The organism is Chitinophaga sp. CF118, from assembly GCF_900112615.1.
GTDB lineage: Bacteria > Bacteroidota > Bacteroidia > Chitinophagales > Chitinophagaceae > Chitinophaga.
In genome coordinates this window covers 93,305-113,804 of the sequence record NZ_FOMK01000001.1, presented here as the reverse complement: position 1 = coordinate 113,804, position 20,500 = coordinate 93,305, and the positions used below count along the sequence as shown (strand labels likewise).

Genomic DNA, 20,500 nt, shown 5'->3' with positions numbered 1-20,500 from the left:
TAACAACTCATGCGGTTTAAAGAAAACAGTGATCGGTCTGTTCCTGTTGCGCCATCATTAGATCTTAGTATAGATGCTTATCTCGAACCGGAAGGGCCGGTAGTTTCAAAGCGGGTATTCTTTCTGAGTATTCAGACAGTTTTTAATGCAATCGTGATTGGTTTTGTAGCCAAAGGACTGGTAGCATTGATCAGTTTAATTACCAATTTATCTTTTTACGGGCGTTTTTCTTTTGAGGAAAGCAGTCCAGCGCATAATACATTAGGCATCTGGGTAATAATAGTACCTGTAATTGGAGGTCTTATTGTGGGAGTGATGGCAAAGCTAGGTTCTGCCGCCATCAGAGGGCACGGTATCCCCGAAGCGATGGAACAGGTACTAACGAATGACAGCAAGATCAAACCGATTATTACCTGGTTGAAACCTGTCTCCGCAGCCTTTGCAATAGGCACAGGTGGCCCGTTTGGAGCAGAAGGCCCTATTATCGCTACAGGTGGTGCATTAGGTTCACTGGCAGGGCAGATCATGAATATTACCCCCAATGAACGGAAAATCATGCTGACAGCAGGAGCTACCGCCGGTATGGCCGCTATTTTCGGCACACCGGTAGCCGCTGTATTATTAGCCATAGAATTATTATTGTTTGAGTTTTCACCCCGTTCTATCATTCCCGTAGCACTGGCATGCGCTACCGGAACTGCTATGCATTTCATGCTTTTCAGTACAGCACCGGTCTTTGAAATGCCGGTAATTCCTGCTGCCACTTCCCAGGCAATGATGTGGTATATTTTACTGGGAGCCGTAACTGGTGTAATAGCAGCTTTCATCTCCAAAAGCATTTATTTTATAGAAGACCTGTTTGAGAAATTACCGATTCACTGGATGTGGTGGCCAGCCATAGGAGCTATTGCCGTAGGCGTAGTCGGATATTTTGCACCCTATACACTTGGTGTAGGATATAGTAACATCTCGCAATTGCTGAGTGGTAATTTATCATTGCAGATAGTCATCGGATTATGTATCCTCAAATTTATTTCCTGGTCTGTTTCTTTAGGCAGTGGTACTTCAGGAGGTACACTGGCACCATTACTCACCATTGGCGGAGCAACGGGCGTAGGTCTGGGAATGCTGGTATTAACAGTGTTTCCTCATAGTGATATCAATCTGCCAACCTGCGCATTGATAGGCATGGCCGCGATGTTTGCAGGTGCTGCAAGAGCATTGCTCACATCTATTGTATTTGCATTTGAAACAACTATGCAACCTCATGGCCTATTACCATTACTCGGTGCATGTACCGCTTCTTATTTCGTTTCATTTTTCCTGATGAAAAGCAGTATCATGACAGAGAAAATTCAACGTCGCGGGGTCACAACACCGGATGCTTATTCTCCTGATATACTACAGGGAATCAGGGCAGAAGAGGCAATGGATAAGACCGTTACCGTAGAAGGAGTGCCAGAGGTATATGTATATCCCGATAGTAAATTAAGTGTAGCTGCTGCTTTAATGGATCGATATAATGTTGACTCCTTACCTGTTGTAGAAAAGAGTGATAAAAAGGTGATAGGAGTGCTGACAGCCCGGCTGGTCCTTGCTGCTTACGGAAAACAGCGTAGTGGAGGGGAGGGATATCAGCGTGCGATATCAGTAAAAAGAAGTGGGTATAAAATGATTGTAAAAGGAAAACAGTTGCTTAAAAAATAGTGGTATTTCAGTTTAACCAGATTTCAGTGTTGGGTTAAGTGGCCCCCCATTTAACCCAACATTTGAATAAGTTCCAAATAACTGTAAGTAATTGATAAGAGGGAGTTCTTTCATTTTTTTTACCATTTTTATTTGGGCATTAAGGTATCCATCATCAAAGGATAAATAATCTTCTATGCAATACGTTTGATTCATCTTTAAAGGGTTTCTATTTATTGATCTTTTATTTCGCTTTGAAGTTTCTTTACGTTTCTAACAGAAATGTTTAATGACTTAGCAATTGATTCTGCTTCAAATCCAAGATTTTTCATTCTTATAGCTGTTTCTCTTTTTTCTTCTTCTTTACCTTTTTCTATTCCCTGTTCTATTCCGATCCCTTTACCTTCCTCTAATCCCTGTTCTTTACCTATCAAATAATGTGCATCTTTTTCCACCTTGTAAAATGAACTTGTCGATATCATATTGTTGAATTTTAAGTTAATTTTTTCATTACGTAATTGCACTAAAACACGCAGCTGATTATAATGCTTTTTTCCTGTTAAACCCTCAGTATCAGCCCTTCTTACTTCATTATAAATATTCTCTACCGCCTTCTCATCACCATCCTTTTCAAAGTTACCTAAAATAGCAAATACTTTTATTGCAGGATCTTCAGCGTTCAAAAAAAGTTTATAATCAAACTTTTTAAAGTCAATTATTTTATACCTGAATTTTAGATTTTCGTGTTTAATCTCAGTGATCATTTTAACACCATTGTTACCAACGAAAATGACATATTGCTTTACAGGCAAGCGATATTTACGATATAACATCACCGCATATTCTGCCATGCGATACACCATGTTTTTATCATTCTGAGACTGCCATTCTATATGCAGCACATACTCATTATTATTCCGGTCTGTGATTTTTTTTAACACATCCGGTTTTCTTTCTTTCGTGTATTGAATATCATCAGGAATTTCTATGCTTTCAGAAATATCCAGACTCAATACATTTTCCATGATAGCAGGTAATGCCGCATCCATATTCTCCTTAATGATTTTATCATACCCATTACCTTGCTTTTGGTCAATAACTTCTTCTTTCATTTAATTGAATAAATGATTAATAAATAAGTACCTCAAGTTTTAGCAGGGGAGAATAATAATGATTGGGTAACTATTTTTTTTAAAATCTTAACTTGTCAAAGCGGAAATAGTTCTTTTGATAATTACGCTTTAAATCTGGTTAGTTAAGTCGTTCTATTTCTTCAATAGACAGACCTGCTGCCTGAGATATTAATGCAATATCAATTCCCAGGGTTTTCAAATTTGTAGCAATTTCTTTTTGTGTATCTTCTTTCCCAATCAAATAAAGTACATCTGTTTCTTTCGTGTAAAATGTTTTAACTGACAGCATTTTTTTAAATTTAAGTTTAATGTTTGTATTTCGTATATTCATTAAGACACGCAACTGATTAAAATACTTATTTCCTGTAGAACCCTTGTCATCAGCAGTTCTTATTTCATTGCAAATGTTTTCTACAGCTTTATCTTCACCATCTTCTTCGAAGTTAGCTAAAATTGCAAATACTTTTATTGCAGGTTTTTCTGAATGCAGAAAAAGTTTATAATCAAACTTTTTAAAGTCAATAATTTCATACCTGAACTGTAAGTTTTTGTGTTTAAGCTCACTGCTCATTTTAACGCCTCCCTTACCTATAAAAATAACGTATTGTTCCACCGGTATGCGATATTTACGATATAACATCACCGCATATTCTGCCATACGATACGCCATATTTTTATCATTTTGAGACTGCCATTCTATATGAAGCACATACTCATTGTTATTCCGGTCTGTGATTTTTTTTAACACATCCGGTCTTCTTTCTTTTGTGTACTGAATACTATCAGGAATTGCTTCGCTGTTGGAAACTTCTAAATTCAGTACATCTTTCATAATACCAGGTAATGCCGCATCCATATTCTCTTTAATGATCTTATCATACCTATTACCTTGCTTTTGGTCAATAACTTCTACTTTCATTTAATTGAATAAATGATTAATAAATAAGTACCTCAATTTTTAACAGGGGAGAAAAATAATGATCGGGTAACAAAAAAGAGCAGCCGAGATGTTTAGTTACCAAGCTGCTCTAATATTTTCGAGTAACGAATATAAGGAAATACTAAATTCAGTTCAAAAAATAATTGAGTTTTTTTAGAAAAGTAAATATTGATTAACCTATAATCAGTTTAATGCAGAAAAGATTGCACCGGGAATTTACTTTTTACGCATTTAATTCAGGTCTTCTGTCCAGGTAAATATTAAATAATTATTCCGGAGGGTTATGGAAAGAGCATTAATGTTTTCATTTCTATTTGGGAGTGATTGGAGTGACTTCCAGGAAAGTTCAGAGTAGGTTGCCAGACTCTCCCAATTCTCCTGGAAGACATCCCGAACATTCCCCGAATTTAATAACACACCTATTATTATCTGTCTATAACTACCATACCTTTTCAATAAGAAATCATATTACTAATTGTTGTTTATTATAAAAATTTACATTCCTTTCTGTTAATAGACAAAGCTTTATGGAGTTAACGCCGATTATCCATCCTGATAGCCTCAGGACACACACCTTATTTATTTTGAAATTGCATTTTTATTAATATGTTGATTATTAAATTGTTAGTTCGTTTTTAGACCCTGAGAAGGTTTTTTTCAAAAAAAATATCTTCTTCCAGGCAACCAATCTATCAAATCCCCGTATTATCATTGTAACATGACAACTTTTGACCATTATTAATTGATTTGGAACAACTGACTGCTATAATAATTGGGTGCCAGGAAAACCAACCCAGATGCCAAAAGCTTCTGTATGAGCGGTATTATGGCTATGCATTTAAGATAGTATTCAGGTATATTTACAGATATGAAAAATCTGCGGATATTGTGAATGATGGATTTGTGAAGTTATTCAGTCATTTTGAGCGGTTTAGTTATGAAGACTCGGAAGATCTGGAAAGGATGCTGATGGGTTGGATTAGAAAAATCATGGTGAATACGGCTATCGATGAGTTACGCAGGAAGAATATGATCCCTGAAATAGGAGGGATTCCGGATTATGTCTGGGAAGAAGCGGATATGGGTGAATCTGCGGAACAAAAGTTGTATTACAAGGAGTTGATCATATTGGTAAAGGAGTTACCCCCCTCTTACCAGGTAGCATTTAATATGTATGTAATAGATGGTTTTTCACACCAGGAAATTGCGGATAAGTTGCGGATTAGTATAGGTGCCTCCAAATCTAACCTGGCGAAAGCAAGAGCCCATTTAAAGAAGAAATTAAACAATGATACACAGGAATTTGACATATGCAGCTCCTAGATGACGATATGGACGAATTATTTCGTAACGCAGCTTCGCAGTATCCCTTAAAGACTGACGGGTCAGATTGGGATGCCGTGATGCGCCGGTTGCCTCAGTCAAACAGCCAGCAAACCTCTTCTAATAAAAGGTTGAGGGACAGCAAGTGGTTGAAATGGCTATGGAGACCGTTACTTACATTCCTGCTGTTTATTACCTGTGTGTCAGTATTGAAAATGGGTAATTTACCACCCAGGGAAGGTAGTGGCACGTCGATCTCTAATACCGGAGTTACTACTACTGCTCCACTGAATACAACGGAAAGTGATAAGATGACTTTGAAAAATAACAAGAGCGTTCCGGATAACACAGAGAGTGATAACAGTACATCTGTAAGTAATATTCCTGTTCCGGAAAAAGCCGGAAGTACCACAACTGTTAGTAACATTCCTGCTCAGGTAAACACTGCCAGGAATAATGTCACAACTGTTGGTAAAATCAATGTTCCGGTAAAAGCCGGGATGAATAACAGTACATCTGTGAGTAACATTCCTGTTCAGGAAAATTCCGCAGGGAATAATGCTACAGCTAAGATCGTTGTTCCGCTAAAGAAGCAAGGGAATACGCCTTTTAAGAATAATGGTTCTAACAACCTTGTTCCGGCAAATACAAATAATAGTACCGGGATTTCTTTAACTGGTTTGACTGATAACTCAGGTTTAAGCCTGCACTTATTACCAACTGCCAGTGAAAATGAGGAGTCTATATCAGCACACCTTCAAACTGGAAGAGTTATTACAAAACTTGCACTACATCCGGATAGTACGGTGTCAGCTCCTTCTGTAAAATTAAAAGTTCCGGTGCAGAAAGGCCTTTATGCGGGAATCGTTGCCAGTCCGGATTTCAGTACAGTGAAAGGACAGCGTGTAAGCAAGGTAGGATACAATGCAGGAGTGATAGTTGGTTACAGAATCTCCCGGCGTGTAGCAGTAGAAACAGGTGTGTTGTTTGAACGCAAGTATTATTATTCCAAAGGAAGTTATTTCAGTACAAAAAAGATCCCTACATATCCGGGTATGAAAATCATTAATGTAGATGGCTGGTGCCGTATGATTGAGATTCCTTTGAATGTGCGCTATGTATTTAAGATAAAGGAAAAGAGCAACTGGTATGTGAATGGAGGGGTTTCTTCTTACATAATGGGTAAGGAGAGTTATGACTACAAATACGAATTAGATAATAATATCGATACAAAAAACTGGGCTTATAAGAATTCTACCCGGAACTGGTTTTCTATTATACATGTGGGTGTAGGCTATGAGCATCGTTTAGGTGCAATAGGTACACTTCGTGTAGAACCATATCTGAAGATACCAGCCGGTGGAGTTGGAATTGGTAATCTGCCACTAACAAGTGTGGGCCTTAACGTAGGTATCACTCGGCCTATCCGTTTTTAGTTCTAAATCAAAAAAAAACATGATGCGAAAAAGGATAATCATTTTCGCAGGGGGAATCCTGTGCCTTACACTCATGGCAATAGGATACCACCTGTACAACATGCCCAGAAAAACTGCGGCAGACATTCAAACGGATAAACAGGTGTCTGCAAAAGAATTGTTTGAAGCTTTTGTGAAAGATGAGCAGGCAGCTAATATACAATATGGCAACAAAATACTTGAGGTAACAGGTACTGTAACTGACGTACAACAAAGTGGTGCAGATCTTTCCATTTTATTATCCGGAGAGAATAGCCAGGGAGGGATTAATTGTACGCTTGTTAGCGGAGTAAATACACCTGCTCCGAATGTGGGAGAACTGGTACATATCAAAGGCCGTTGCACAGGATTTATAATGGATGTAAGTCTAATCGATGCTACTATCGTTAACCATAAAAAGTAAAAAATATGAGAAAAGTACTCTTACCAATGGGTGCAATAATCATTGTCTGCAATCTGATGATGATGGTATCCTGTTCTAAAAGTAATGAAACAGACTTAGCGAAAGGTACAGATACTACCGGCACTGGTGGCACTACCTGTGATACAGTGAACATGAAATATGCGGCAAATGTGCAGCCCATCATTTCAAATTATTGTTATGGTTGTCATGGTAATGGCTCTGCTGCCGGTGGTATTTCCCTGGATAGCTATGCCAAACTGAAAACACAGGCAGATAATGGTAACCTGCTTGGTACTATTACACATGCTTCCGGTTTTGCTGCAATGCCACTGGGAGGATCTAAATTGTCCGATTGTAACATTAACATCATCAGGGACTGGATTAATCGCGGTACACAAAATAACTAACAGGAACAATATGAAAATAATATATTCTATAATAATTGCCAGCCTGCTGTACATACCCGTACAAGCACAATCCTGGATTACCCGCAACGGTAAGATCAGTTTCAATTCTAAAACGCCGATGGAAGATATCAAGGCTGTAAACAGTCAGGTATTCGCGGCTATAGATGCATCAAAGAAAACGATCGCTTTTACGCTGTTACAAAAAAACTTTCTTTTTGAAAAGCAGTTGATGCAGGATCATTTCAATGAGAATTACGTGGAAAGCGATAAATATCCGAAGGCGCAGTTTGCAGGTACTATTACCGGTAATATTGGAACTACACCTGGTACTTATAAAGTACAGATTGATGGTAAACTTACACTACACGGCGTAACGCAACCAGTTAGTATACCTGCTGAACTGGAATTACAACAGGGCAAACTTATTGGTAAATCTGCATTTAAGATTAAACCATCAGATTATAACATAAAAATACCGTCACTGGTTAAAGATAAAATCGCGTCAGAAATACCTGTACAGGTAAGTGCAGAATTTTTACCAGCTAAATAGTTTCTTCTATGCAAAAAACAATCATTTATATTTTATTCTTTTTAGTACTTCAATGTGGTGTTGTAGCAGCCCAGGATAACAACCTCCTGCAATCATTGGACGATTCTCTCAGCCTGCAGCAAAAGCATGAGGTAGTGACAGGCACATTTAAAGCCACACAGATTGTCAATTTGCCGACTGTAGAATCTCCCGGTAGAAAAAGTCTGCAGTTCCTGATTATGCACCGGTTCGGTAAACTGAACGCGGGTTCGTATGAACTTTTTGGATTGGATAATGCTTCAATCCGCTTCGGATTGGATTATGGTATTACCGACAGGTTGTCTGTAGGAGTTGGCCGCAGTTCCGTTGATAAGGCTTTTGATGGTTCGCTTAAATATAAACTGTTACAACAGACTACAGGATTAAGCCCTGTTTCAGTAAGCCTTTACGGACTGGTTAGCAACTATACACAACGTTATACTGATAAGCCATATCTGAACGGAAAGTATCGTACCAGTTATACTACCCAGATACTTATTGCCCGTAAATTCACGCGTAATCTGTCTTTAGAGGTAGTGCCTACCTGGATGCATTTCAACCTTGTTCCTACTCCAGAGGATAAGAATGATGCTTTTGCAGTAAGCGTTGGAGGCCGGATGAAGTTCACCAAAAGAATGAGTTTAACAGCTGAATACAATTACCTTTTACCAGATCAGGTAGTTAGTACAAGTATGAAAAACTCCCTTTCCCTGGGTATAGATATTGAAACAGGTGGTCACGTATTTCAGTTGATATTCACCAATTCGAATGGTATGGTGGCACCTTACTATCTTGCCAAAACAGACGGAACCTGGGGGAAAGGCGATATCTTTTTTGGATTTAATGTTTCAAGATCATTCAACTTTAAGAAATAGCTATTAGTGATTAATCATTGTTTGCCCGGTGTTTATAATTTATGCCAACATGTTACTAACCGGATACAGAAAGTATCCGGTTAGTTTTTTTAATCCATACAGAATGGCTCATGCTGTTAAAATGAGATTGTCCAATAGATTTGTTGATTGCACGCAATTGGTAATGAGGCACAGTGTATTTATGATCATCACCAATCTATAACCCTATAATTCCCCAATTATTTGATTTTTATAATTTTCTGTTTGAATTGTATAATTAATTCTCTCCCAGTTGAACTACTTTTATCAAATATATGTTAAGACTAGTAGGAAGCTAGTTTGAAATCCCGTATCTCCTTTACTATTACTTATTGAAAGCAAATATTATGATTAAACTAAAGGTCAACCATAAGGACTATACTGTTGATGCTAGTCCTGATATGCCGCTACTTTGGGTATTACGTGATATCCTGGGACTGACGGGAACAAAGTTTGGCTGTGGCGTGGCGCAGTGTGGTGCCTGTACTGTACATCTTAATGGAGAGGCAGTACGGTCATGTGTAACTTTGGTTTCCAGAGCTGAAGGCCAGGAAATTGTTACGATAGAAGGACTTTCTCCGGATCTCAGCCATCCTTTACAGCGGGCCTGGATAGCCGAAGACGTACCACAGTGCGGATACTGCCAGTCCGGACAAATCATGTCTGCCGCAGTGTTACTCCGGGAAAATCCTGATCCGACCGATGCTGATATAGATGATGCTATGACAGGCAATATCTGCCGTTGTGGAACTTACCCACGGATCCGTAAGGCCATTCATCTGGCAGCAAAATTACAACATGAAGCAGGCGTAAAATAAAAAATATGACAACCAATACAAGCCGCCGGAACTTCCTCAAAAAAGGCGCTATATTAAGCGGAGGACTGATGATCTCCTTTGTTGTGCCTGGTGTAAGCCGCCTGAAAGGAGCAGCAGTTTCTGCAGATACTGATTTTGTTCCCAACGCTTATTTGCGTGTAGGAATTGATGATAGTGTTCATGTGGTGCTGGCACATTCAGAAATGGGACAGGGAATATGGACTACCCTAACCATGTTAATAGCAGAAGAACTTGATGCAGACTGGAGCAAAATCCAGGTAGAACATAGCCCCGCGGGAGATCCTTATAGGCATACAGCATTTGGAATACAGATCACTGGTGGATCAAGTACCACATGGTCTGAATTTGACCGCTACCGGAAAGCTGGTGCAACTGCCCGTGTGTTGCTCGTTTCTGCTGCAGCTAAAAAGTTTGGCGTAAGTGAATCAGAATGCCGGACAGAAAATGGTTGGGTAATAGCAGGAACTAAACGTGCCAGTTATGGAGAACTGAGCGCAGCTGCCTCAACATTACCTCCGCCAAAAGATGTGCCTTTGCGAGGTCCTAAAGACTGGAAATATATTGGCAAAGGAGCAAAACGACTGGATGCTCCTGCCAAAGTGAACGGTACCGCCAAATTTGGTATGGATATGCAGTTCCCCGGAATGCTTACAGCTGTGATGGCACATCCTCCGGTATATGGGAGTAAAGTGAAATCGTTTGATGCTACAAAGGCGAAAGCAATACCCGGTGTACGTGATGTGGTGCAGGTTTCAACTGGAGTAGCCGTTATCGCAGATCATTTCTGGGCGGCTAAAAAAGGAAGAGATGCACTGAAAATTGAATGGATTAACAGTGCAATTGCGTCTTTTGACAGCGTTGCACAGTTAGCTGAATTCAGGCAGCTGGCCGGTACAAGAGGATTACCTGCTGCACAGAAAGGGGATGTGAATAGTGCCATGTCAAAAGCCGTGAAAACAGTAGAAGCAGAATATTCTTTCCCATATCTGGCCCATGCACCTATGGAACCCATCAACTGTACGGTGAAAATTGAGAATGGACAATGTGAGATTTGGACTGGTTCACAAATGCAGATGACTGATCAGGAAGCAGCTGCAAAAGTATTGGGATTCAAAACTGAACAGGTGAATATGCATACCGTATTTCTCGGTGGGGGCTTTGGAAGACGAGCGACCCCAACTTCTGATTTTGTAGTGGAAGCCGTAGAGATCGCAAAAAACAGCGGTAAGTTCATTAAAATGGTATGGACGCGTGAGGATGATATCAGAGGTGGTTATTACCGTCCCAGTTTTGTACATCGCGCTAAAATAGGACTCGATGCAGCAGGAATGCCTATCGCATGGGATCATACAATTGTAGGACAATCCATCATGGGAGGTGCGGGGCCTTTTGCAGCAATGATAAAAAACGGAATAGATCCTACTTCTGTTGAAGGAGTGTCTGACTCTCCCTATATGGAGGATGTACCGGATCATTATGTAGGATTGCATACCACAACAACCGGCATGCCTGTATTGTGGTTCCGTTCGGTGGGACATACCCACACAGCCTCTGTAATGGAAACATTGGTGGATGAACTGGCACATACTGCCGGCAAAGATCCTGTTGAATATCGCCGTACATTGCTTAAAAAACATCCACGTCATCTGGCTGCGCTAAACCTGGTTGCTGAAAAAGCGAATTGGGGACAATCATTACCTGAAGGACATTTCAACGGAGTAGCCGTGCATGAGTCTTTTGGAAGTTATGTTGCGCAGGTAGCAGAAGTATCAATTGATGCGAATGGTCTTGTGAAAGTACATAAGGTAGTTTGCGCTATTGATTGCGGACTGGCAGTAAATCCTGATGGTGTACGTGCGCAGATGGAAAGTGGTATTAATTTTGGAGTGGCAGTAGCATTGTATGGTGAGATCACGCTGGAAAAAGGACATGTTAAACAAAGCAATTTTCACGATTACAGGGTAGCCAGAATGAGTGAAACGCCTGTCATTGAAGTGCATATTGTAGACAGCACCGACAAAATGGGAGGAGCCGGAGAATGTGGCGTACCGCCCACTGCACCAGCTATTGCAAATGCAGTTTTTGCCGCAACAGGTAAACGGCTTCGTCAGCAACCCTTCGGCAACATTAACCTTAAAGCGTGATCACTATGAAAAAGACCAGTATAATATACCTGTTGTTCATGATATTGTCCGTTTCTTTCATGACATTATCTTTTAAAACAGGTACAAACAATAAAGAAGAAGGCATTGCAAAAGATAGCGTTGGCTCTAAAAAGGCATTTCTACAGGCTTACAGGGTATTGATGCATCCACGCTGTATGAATTGCCATCCATCAGGCGATGTGCCTTTGCAGGGCGATGATAGTCACTTACATACGCAAGGTGTGAAACGAGGACATGACGGGAAGGGGCTATATGCTTTGAAATGTTCAAATTGTCATCAGCCTCAGAATACACCAGGAATGCATATGCCACCGGGTAATCCTAACTGGCATCTTCCTCCGGCAGATATGAAGATGGTGTTTCAGGGTAAAAGCCCAAGGCAACTGGCCGCTCAGTTGCTGAATCCAAAAGAGAATGGAGGAAAATCAAGAGAACAACTGATCGCGCATGTTACCTCCGATAAGCTGGTGTTAGGAGGATGGAATCCCGGTGATGGTCGTACATTGCCACCGCTTACACACACAGAATTTGCAAAACAGTTCAAATTGTGGATCGATAAAGGAGCTTATCTCCCGGATAAATGATCATGAAAGAAGTAGCAGATATTATACAGTCATTTAAAGCGGCACAACAGGCAGAAAAAAGAACTGCACTGGCAACCGTTGTGCATGTGGAAGGTTCCGCTTACAGACGGCCGGGAGCAAGGATGCTGGTCACTGAAACGGGTGAACTGACAGGGGCCATCAGTGGTGGCTGCCTGGAAGGCGATGCCCTGAGGAAAGCATTATTTGCCATTTCCCAGCAACAGAATAAACTGGTGACCTACGACACTACGGATGAGGAAGATGCAAAATTTGGTATTCAGCTGGGTTGTAATGGAATCATACATATTCTGTTTGAACCCATTGATCCCACAAACCCGGTACATGCGATAGCGTTACTGGAAAAGGCCATGGCACAACGGCAGGATGCTGTGCTGGCTACTCTTTTTACATTGAAGCAGGCAGCAGTGGCTTCTCAGCCGGGTACCTGTTTATTGTATACACCGGATGCTGTATTCAGCAATGTTGCGGATAAAACATTGGAAGCAGAAATAGTACAACATGCAGAAGATGTACTCTACAATAAGACTTCTCTGGTTACTCAATATGAGCAGGTAGATGGTTTTATTGAATTGTTACAACCACCTGTTTCGCTCGTAATTGTTGGTGCAGGGAATGACGCAATACCGGTGGCAGAAATGGCAAAGATCCTGGGCTGGCATACTACTATTGTGGATGGCAGACCTGCTCTGGCTAATCAGCAAAGATTTCCTAAAGCAGACAGGATCATAGTAGCAAAACCGGGAGAGGCTGTTCCATTATTGGAAATAGATGAGCGAACTGTTTTTGTGCTGATGACTCACAATTACAACTATGATCTGGCAACGCTGAAAGCATTGCTATTGCAGGATGTCCCAACTTATTATATAGGATCATTAGGCCCCCGGCGGAAATTAGAACGGATGCTGGAAGAACTCAGAGAACAGGGAGTGGTATTGTCCGAAAAGCAGTGTTCAAAGATTTTTGGCCCTGTAGGACTGGATCTGGGTGCTGAAACTTCAGAAGAAATTGCGCTATCTATTATAGCAGAAATTAAAAGTGTGCTGACGGGAAAACAGGCAACGTCATTGCGAGATAAAAATGGTCCTATTCATGCCAGTGAACCAGCTTATGAAAAGACCTCCAGATAAACATGGTATACTGATCCTCGCCGCAGGAAATGCTTCCCGTTTCGGAAGCCCTAAACAATTACTATTTTATCAACATAAAACATTCATCCGCAGAATTGCAGAAGAAGCAACAAGGGCATTAGGTAATGCTCTTGTTGTGGTTACTGGCGCCAATGCGGAGTTGATTGAACCCGAAATAGCGGATCTGACTTTTGTACGGAATGAAGAATGGGAGGAAGGTATGGGTACCTCTATCAGCAAGGGAATAACAGAGATGATGAAATTATTTCCTGCTTTGGAGGATGTGACCATACTCGTATGCGATCAGCCGCACGTATCTGCATCCCTGTTATTACAGATGGCAGCACAGAAAGAAGCTACCGGGAAAGGAATGATAGCCTGCGCTTATAACAATACCATTGGTACCCCGTCTCTTTTTGATAAACATTACTTTAATGCATTGTGTACATTGAATGGACAGCAAGGGGCAAAAGTACTGCTTCAGAAGTTTCCTGAAGATGTTGCTGTTGTTGACTTTCCCTCAGGGGCTATTGATATAGATACCAGAGAGGATTATGAGCGGTTAATTCAATCCGTATGATATTGTTGTATAATAGAATCCTCCTACCTGTGGTCCTCCAAGGAAAGAAGTGTAATAGTGATTCAACACGTTAGATGCGCCAACTTTGATTCTCACAGCAAGTTTAGGCATTGTATAACTCAGTTGTGCATCTATAGATGAATTAGCCGGCACATTCCCATTCACCAGGAATGATTGCCAGTAATAATTATCCTGCCATCTGTAAGTAATCCCTGCTCCAAAGTTCTTAAAGATGTTTTCATTACTCAGGGAAATGTTAGCCATCCATTGAGGAGTGTTGAATCCATCCTCCAGTCCATCATCTTCACTCTTCTTTTCCAGTTTTGCATAAGATACATTACCATCTGCTATGTATCCTTTACGCAGATCATATTTTAAGCGTAGTCCTGCACCATAGTTATAAACAGTAGTTGCAGAGTTCGTCCACATCCTGTATCGTGACTGGGTTTTCTTATCATATAAGGAATACGGAACGGAATCTGCACGCTGTGTATTTGGCACACTCATTTCTACCTGTGCAATAAATGCGGTGTATTTGTTATAGTAAAAATCTACATCAGCAAATAAACGATTGTTCAGAAACAAGCCTTTATAACCGGCTTCAAATGAACGTACATGTTCAGGTTTTAGATAGGAGTAACTATTCCGTTGTAATAATCCTTTATTCTTTTCTATCGCTTCATTTTTAGTAATGCCGAGTGTATTAATATCTTTATTGACAGCCGACTGGAAAGCATCGATAGATGATTTCAGCCAGGCATATTCAAAAATACCATTAGACATTACAGGGAGGCCGCCAACTCTTTTTACTCCGCCGCTGTTTACATTTGAATAGGCTTCAAATATGCTGGGATAACGGTAGCCATCCTGGTATGAGATTCTGATATTATGTGCATATGTTGGAGAGTATACGGCACTTATACGTGTATTAGTTTTTGTTGAAAAGTAATCATTTTTATCTATCCTCATTACCGCACCAACTTTTAGTTTATTATGAATCAGTCTTTTGCTGACAGATAAAAAGCCTCCCCATCTGCCGTAAATAATATTCTTACCATTTTTTCCCTGCACAGGATTAATAAAATAGTTGCCATCAGGTTGTATAATGTAAGACCTGGTATCAAGACCGACTAACATTTCGAGGCCGGCTTTATCTTTTAGTGAAGATAAATATTGCTGTGTAAGATCTGCCTGTATCTCTGCATGCACCAGGCTGGCCTTTACATTAAGGGCGGCGCCACTATCCCAGTTATTGATGCTTTGCAGCTTTGAGAAAGTATTGTTAAATGCAGGAGAACCAGGTGTTGGTCTTCCAGCATCTGCATATGTTCGTGCGGACTGGTGGGCATCAGCAGGAGATAGTCCACCGGTAACACCTGTATTAAATTGCTGAGTATAATCCGAAAACCATTTGTCGTCTGTTTTATAAGACTTGTCCATATTCTCTGCCAGGGAGCGCAGGTTATACGACTGCCCGGTATTCTCTGAATTGATATATGCTTTGGCTTTTATGGATGGGGATGAAAATTCCAGGCCATGCTGTTGCAATAAATAATTCTGCAGCCGGAAGCGGTTGGCCCGCTGATACACGTTATTAAAATTGGCTACGTGGTAGGTATATACCAGCGTTACCTGATCATTGAATTTGTAATAAAGTCCTGCATCAGCTTTGATATTCTGTAAAGAATAATCAGCTATCTGTTTCTCAAAATATCCTGTTCTTGCCACCACATAACTTTTTCCTTGCAGCAGTAATGATCGCCTGTTGGAAGATTCATTGCCATAACCATTAACGGGATCAATGCCCGGATTTTGTGTACCGGTGAGGCCCACACTCACATTTGCGGCAGCATTCAGATCTGTGTGATCATCTGCAATCCAGTCATAGCCTTTAATGAAACTACCATTTAACTTAAAAGCAAACCTGGGTGATATAACATGAGCAAAGCGCAGGCTTGTTTCTGAAAATATTTTTGCACCTGTCAGGGCATCACCCACATGGTTAACCCCCGTTTTCTGCTGAAAGCTAAGCCCTTCGCTTGTAAAAGGGTTTTTGGTAGTGAAATTTGCCAGTCCGTTGATGGTATTCATACCATATAATGCAGATGCTGAGCCGGGAACAATCTCTACACTTTTAATGTCCAGGTCTGTAGGCCCAAGGGCATTCCCAACTGCCGCACCGATATGTGGCGATTGCACATCCATTCCATCAATTAATTGCGCAAAACGTACATTGGTAGTATTGGAGAATCCTCTTGTATTGATTACCCGGAAGCCCAGGCTGGGGGTAATCATTTGTACTCCCTTTAAATTTTGCAGTGCATCAAAAAAGGTAGGCGCCGCATTTCCATTAAAATATTTTGTGTCTGCTTTTTCTATACTAACCGGAGAATGCAAGAGCTTTTCCTGCTGTCTTGAAGCTGAAACGATTACTTCATCAAGGATCTTTACCTGAAGAGTGTCTGGCAGACTGTTTTGCCCGTAAAGGAGGGTAGAAGTAAAACAAGTTGCGACAGTAAGGATTTTCTTCATCTCTTTGTTAAAGTATTTTTATTGGTTGTCAGTTAGTTATATGTTTTCTTTTTTGGGAGAAATAAACATTGCAAATAACCTTCTTTGAAATGTAACTACTACGCAGAAAGTATAGTAAGTGTGGTATTAAATTTGGTCTTATGATACCTAAAAGACAAATTTATGAAAATTTATACTGTATCCTCACTCAAACGTACTCTATTCTAACAATTTATTGACGGAGCACCCCCCCGTAACCTCAATTTATCCGGTTTTATCTAGACAGCAACCCTTGTTGCACTGAATTCTCACCTTTGAAATTTTAAATGTTCCCTACTATGAGAGGACAAAAGGCACTTTTTAACAACTACGTAAATAAGCCCGTGGCCAAGACCACTAAGAAAGGGCGTTCTTCAGATCTAATAGCCTTAAGGGATGAGTGTTTGCTCTATAGGTATTATTACTACATTAAACTGCAGAGCAAGCGGTATGATATGGCTATACAGGAGTTATCAAATGAATTCTGGGTCAGAAACAGCAATATTATCTACCGTATGAAGTGTAATAGTGATAGACTGGAACAGATCATGAAACAGGAGCAGCCGGATGTAAAACAATTACAGTCGTTGTATCCGTGGTTAGTATGGTAGTTATTTTATAGAGAGAAGAGGCCGTTCAAAGTATTTGACGGCCTCTTTTTTACTATTATAAGCACATTTTTAATGATTAGACAATGTTTGTTTAATGATTGTACAAGTAAAGTATAAACATTGGTTTCCAATTTTTTCAGGTAGCAGATACTTTGTTTCTTTGTATTGTAATCGCTTGCTGATAGAGCAGTTGACCCTGAAACATAATTGTTAATACCTTATCCCTATAATGAATTTATTAACTCAGATTGATGCTGCCCAAACGATCTGGCAGCGCCTTGGAGATCAGGCATTTTCAGTTGTTGTATTGATTAGTATTGCCTGGATATTATGGAAACGCCAGATAAAACTGGAAGATCGCCTTACCAAATACCTTGATGACGACCGTGAAAAAATGTTAGGTGTTATAGATAATAATACCAAAGTGATTGAGCGGCTGGAAGATGTATTGGAGAGGAGTAACCCTAACAAATAACAATGCGTAAAATTGATTTTATTGTCATCCATTGTACAGCAACCCCTCAGGATACCCCTCCTGAAGCAATCCAGCAGTACTGGATAGTATACCTCAAATGGAAAAGTCCCGGTTATCATTACCTGATAGATAAGTCCGGCACTGTATTACAACTGGCAGCAGAAGATAGGATCTGTAACGGCGTAGCAGGATATAATGCAAGCAGCATTCACGTAAGCTATATAGGCGGCGTAGATGCCAATAACAAGCCGATAGACAACAGAACTATTGCACAACAGGAAACTATGCGAATATTGGTTTCCAGGTTAAAACAGCAATACCCTAAAGCGCAGATTCAGGGCCACCGGGACTTTCCATTTGTTAAAAAAGCGTGTCCATGTTTTGATGCACGAAAAGAATTCAGCGATTTATAAATATCCCTATACCTCAGTCTTGAATGAGCAATTAAAGGGTTTCCCAATAAACCATAACCCGATGAAAATCCGGGCTGATCTTTTCAGGTCAGCCCTCTTTAAATTCTATATTAAAGTCGCCGGTCATTACCAGTTTGCCTTCTTTTTCCTGATCACTTCCCGGCATCTGCAATCCTTTTATCTTCCCGGTTTTGCCTTTACTTAGCAGATCTATAATCTGTTTGTCTGATAACTTCTTCCCAAGAATTTCAAATGGGATTTTAAAACCACATGCTTTAAAATTGGCGCAACCATAGGCAGTGTTCCCTTTTTTAAGCAGGTGCTCTTTGCATTTAGGGCAATTCAGTTCTTCGATCACAACCGCCTTTTTCGGTTCTTTAGGCTTGGTTTCTTTTTTAGGAGTTTCCTCTGCCGGTGGAGGATCGGGAGCAATGGTGATGATCTTATGGGTATTGGTTTTTACTTCTATGGTAAGGTCTACAACCATTTGTATTAACTCCTGCTTAAAAGTTTCCATCGCATATTCACCCTTTTCTATCAGGCGTAATTTACGCTCCCATATACCTGTTAGCTCCGGGCTTTTAAGTAATTCTGATTGTATGGTATCGATCAGATCCATGCCGGTTTGAGTGGCATAGATATTCTTTTTCTTCTTCTCGATGTACTTTCTGCGGAACAGTGTTTCAATGATATTGGCACGGGTAGAAGGTCTGCCAATGCCATTATCTTTCAGGATCTCGCGCATTTCTTCATCATCCACCTGCTTGCCGGCAGTTTCCATTGCTCTTAGCAAGGTAGCCTCTGTAAAGGCTTTGGGAGGTGTTGTTTTTCCCTGATGTACACGGGGCTTATGAGGGCCGCTTTCACCAACCACAAAGAGCGGAAGTACCTTTTCTTCTTCTTCTCCTTCTTTTTTCTCAGGCGTATCGTTCGCGTATACTTCTTTCCATCCCGGTTCCAGGATCTGTTTACCAGTCACTTTAAATTCTACCTGTCCTACTTTTCCCAGTACGGTGGTATTGGATATCTTACACTCGGGGTAGAAGGCCGCAATAAAACGACGGGCTATCAGATCGTAAATACGTTTTTCTTCCAGCCCTATTCCTCCGGGGTACATACCTGTTGGAATAATTGCATGGTGATCCGTTACTTTTTTATCGTCAAATACGGATTTCAGTTTTGGAATAGGCTTTGCCAGGATGGAAGCTGTCAATGCACTGTAAGGTGTCATATCCTGCATGATCCCGGCAATTTTGGGATGTAAGTCTTCGGAGAGATAGGTAGTATCTACCCTTGGGTAGGTGACCAGCTTTTTCTCGTACAGGTTCTGTACATATTTGAGTGTATCATCTGCCGAAAAGCCATATTTCTTATTAGCTTCCACCTGCAAAGCTGTCAGATCGAATAACCGGGGATTACCTTCTTTACCTTCTTTCTTTTCGAAGGCGGTGATTTCAAAAGGATGTTCCTTTAGATAGGCCAATCCTTTATTGGCTTTATCCAGGCTTTTTAGTCTGTCGATGGTAGCGGTGAATTCTGTTTCCCGGTAGATGGTTTTCAACTCCCAGTATTCCTCAGAAACGAAGGCATTGATTTCCTTTTGCCGTTGTACGATCATGGCCAGTGTAGGTGTCTGCACCCTGCCTATAGATAATACTACTTTCCCGGTGGCAAATTTCTTCGTAAAAAGGCGGGTAGCATTCATGCCCAGTAGCCAGTCGCCAATAGCACGCGCACTACCTGCAGCATAGAGGTTATTATATTGTTCGCTTTCTTTTAATTTCTGGAAGCCTTCACGGATAGCTTGTTCTGTAAGAGAGGAGATCCATAATCTTTTGATAGGAGCGGTACATTGAGCCTTTAACAGTACCCATCGCTGTATCAATTCTCCTTCCTGCCCGGCATCTCCGCAGTTAATCACTTCGTCACTCTGCTGAACCAGTTGCTCTATTATTTTGAATTGTTTCTGAACGCCTGCATTATCAATTAGCTTGATACCAAAGCTGGTGGGGATCATGGGCAGATCTTCCAGCCGCCAGTACTTCCAATACTCAAAATAATCATGCGGTTCTTTAAGGGTACAGAAATGCCCGAATGTCCAGGTCACCTGGTATCCGTTACCTTCATAATAGCCCTCCTTGCGTTGCTTCGCACCGAGTACTTCTGCAATATCTCTTGCCACACTTGGTTTTTCTGCAATACAAACCTTCATAATAGTTTTGAATAGGGGTGCAAATATCGTATAATTCACGGGAATATCAGTCTATTGTCCGCATAGTTTATCTACATGAATATGCATATTCCGTG

At 40.7% G+C, this 20,500-nt stretch carries 20 protein-coding genes; 15 read left to right on the top strand and 5 right to left on the bottom strand.

Translation table 11 applies throughout. The features are described from left to right. Positions 1-9: 9 nt before the first annotated feature. Positions 10-1,707 (top strand): chloride channel protein, encoded by a 1,698-nt coding sequence (locus BM176_RS00295; protein ID WP_090098391.1) that lies wholly within the window; start codon positions 10-12, stop codon positions 1,705-1,707. A gap of 12 nt (positions 1,708-1,719) precedes the next feature. Here BM176_RS00295 and BM176_RS00290 read toward each other — a convergent pair whose 3' ends face one another. The 3 genes from BM176_RS00290 to BM176_RS00280 all read right to left on the bottom strand — a co-directional run bounded on the left by BM176_RS00290 (position 1,720) and on the right by BM176_RS00280 (position 3,738). Next, positions 1,720-1,902 carry a hypothetical protein gene (locus BM176_RS00290; protein ID WP_090098389.1) on the bottom strand — a complete coding sequence of 61 codons (183 nt, stop codon included), beginning with the start codon at positions 1,900-1,902 and terminating at the stop codon, positions 1,720-1,722. A 17-nt stretch (positions 1,903-1,919) separates the two neighbouring features. Further along, on the bottom strand, positions 1,920-2,798 hold the full coding sequence (locus tag BM176_RS00285; protein WP_090098387.1) for an Rpn family recombination-promoting nuclease/putative transposase: 879 nt from the start codon (positions 2,796-2,798) through the stop codon (positions 1,920-1,922). Between the two features lie 139 nt (positions 2,799-2,937). Beyond that, positions 2,938-3,738 (bottom strand): Rpn family recombination-promoting nuclease/putative transposase, encoded by an 801-nt coding sequence (locus BM176_RS00280; RefSeq protein ID WP_090098385.1) that lies wholly within the window; start codon positions 3,736-3,738, stop codon positions 2,938-2,940. A 768-nt stretch (positions 3,739-4,506) separates the two neighbouring features. Between BM176_RS00280 and BM176_RS00275 the strand changes: the two genes are divergently transcribed. The 11 genes from BM176_RS00275 to BM176_RS00225 all read left to right on the top strand — a co-directional run bounded on the left by BM176_RS00275 (position 4,507) and on the right by BM176_RS00225 (position 14,144). Beyond that, positions 4,507-5,082, top strand: a complete 576-nt coding sequence (locus BM176_RS00275) for an RNA polymerase sigma factor (protein WP_090098383.1) — start codon at positions 4,507-4,509, stop codon at positions 5,080-5,082. Then, a complete protein-coding gene (locus BM176_RS00270) occupies positions 5,070-6,518 on the top strand; it encodes a porin family protein (protein ID WP_090098381.1) in 1,449 nt (482 codons plus the stop codon). Before BM176_RS00275 ends, BM176_RS00270 begins: the two co-directional genes overlap by 13 nt. A 19-nt stretch (positions 6,519-6,537) precedes the next feature. Further along, positions 6,538-6,960, top strand: a complete 423-nt coding sequence (locus BM176_RS00265) for an OB-fold protein (protein WP_090098379.1) — start codon at positions 6,538-6,540, stop codon at positions 6,958-6,960. 5 nt (positions 6,961-6,965) lie between these two features. Further along, the gene (locus BM176_RS32065) at positions 6,966-7,367 is read left to right on the top strand and encodes a c-type cytochrome domain-containing protein (RefSeq protein WP_143097661.1); all 402 of its coding nucleotides are present in this window, start codon (positions 6,966-6,968) and stop codon (positions 7,365-7,367) included. 10 nt (positions 7,368-7,377) lie between these two features. Beyond that, on the top strand, positions 7,378-7,917 hold the full coding sequence (locus BM176_RS00255) for a YceI family protein (RefSeq protein ID WP_177230253.1): 540 nt from the start codon (positions 7,378-7,380) through the stop codon (positions 7,915-7,917). A gap of 8 nt (positions 7,918-7,925) precedes the next feature. Continuing rightward, positions 7,926-8,810 (top strand): DUF5777 family beta-barrel protein, encoded by an 885-nt coding sequence (locus BM176_RS00250; RefSeq protein WP_090098373.1) that lies wholly within the window; start codon positions 7,926-7,928, stop codon positions 8,808-8,810. Positions 8,811-9,175: 365 nt separating this feature from the next. Continuing rightward, positions 9,176-9,646 (top strand): (2Fe-2S)-binding protein, encoded by a 471-nt coding sequence (locus BM176_RS00245; protein WP_090098371.1) that lies wholly within the window; start codon positions 9,176-9,178, stop codon positions 9,644-9,646. Between the two features lie 5 nt (positions 9,647-9,651). After that, positions 9,652-11,811, top strand: coding sequence for a xanthine dehydrogenase family protein molybdopterin-binding subunit (locus tag BM176_RS00240; protein ID WP_090098369.1), 2,160 nt, complete (start codon positions 9,652-9,654; stop codon positions 11,809-11,811). A 5-nt stretch (positions 11,812-11,816) separates the two neighbouring features. Then, on the top strand, positions 11,817-12,416 hold the full coding sequence (locus tag BM176_RS00235) for a hypothetical protein (protein WP_090098367.1): 600 nt from the start codon (positions 11,817-11,819) through the stop codon (positions 12,414-12,416). Positions 12,417-12,418: 2 nt separating this feature from the next. Beyond that, the gene (locus BM176_RS00230; RefSeq protein ID WP_090101501.1) at positions 12,419-13,564 is read left to right on the top strand and encodes an XdhC family protein; all 1,146 of its coding nucleotides are present in this window, start codon (positions 12,419-12,421) and stop codon (positions 13,562-13,564) included. Then, on the top strand, positions 13,545-14,144 hold the full coding sequence (locus BM176_RS00225; RefSeq protein ID WP_090101500.1) for a nucleotidyltransferase family protein: 600 nt from the start codon (positions 13,545-13,547) through the stop codon (positions 14,142-14,144). Before BM176_RS00230 ends, BM176_RS00225 begins: the two co-directional genes overlap by 20 nt. On the opposite strand, the gene BM176_RS00220 is transcribed toward BM176_RS00225, so the two are convergent. Beyond that, the gene (locus BM176_RS00220; protein WP_090098364.1) at positions 14,127-16,676 is read right to left on the bottom strand and encodes a TonB-dependent receptor; all 2,550 of its coding nucleotides are present in this window, start codon (positions 16,674-16,676) and stop codon (positions 14,127-14,129) included. The genes BM176_RS00225 and BM176_RS00220 overlap by 18 nt on opposite strands. A gap of 317 nt (positions 16,677-16,993) precedes the next feature. Here BM176_RS00220 and BM176_RS00215 point away from each other — a divergent pair, with 317 nt between their 5' ends. The 3 genes from BM176_RS00215 to BM176_RS00205 all read left to right on the top strand — a co-directional run bounded on the left by BM176_RS00215 (position 16,994) and on the right by BM176_RS00205 (position 18,193). After that, positions 16,994-17,305, top strand: coding sequence for a hypothetical protein (locus BM176_RS00215; RefSeq protein WP_090098362.1), 312 nt, complete (start codon positions 16,994-16,996; stop codon positions 17,303-17,305). A gap of 229 nt (positions 17,306-17,534) precedes the next feature. Beyond that, positions 17,535-17,780 carry a hypothetical protein gene (locus BM176_RS00210; protein WP_090098360.1) on the top strand — a complete coding sequence of 82 codons (246 nt, stop codon included), beginning with the start codon at positions 17,535-17,537 and terminating at the stop codon, positions 17,778-17,780. A gap of 2 nt (positions 17,781-17,782) precedes the next feature. Continuing rightward, positions 17,783-18,193 carry an N-acetylmuramoyl-L-alanine amidase gene (locus BM176_RS00205; protein ID WP_090098357.1) on the top strand — a complete coding sequence of 137 codons (411 nt, stop codon included), beginning with the start codon at positions 17,783-17,785 and terminating at the stop codon, positions 18,191-18,193. Positions 18,194-18,281: 88 nt separating this feature from the next. Here the strand turns inward: BM176_RS00205 and BM176_RS00200 are convergent, their stop codons facing one another. Continuing rightward, the gene (locus BM176_RS00200; RefSeq protein WP_090098355.1) at positions 18,282-20,405 is read right to left on the bottom strand and encodes a type IA DNA topoisomerase; all 2,124 of its coding nucleotides are present in this window, start codon (positions 20,403-20,405) and stop codon (positions 18,282-18,284) included. Between the last annotated feature and the right edge of the window lie 95 nt (positions 20,406-20,500).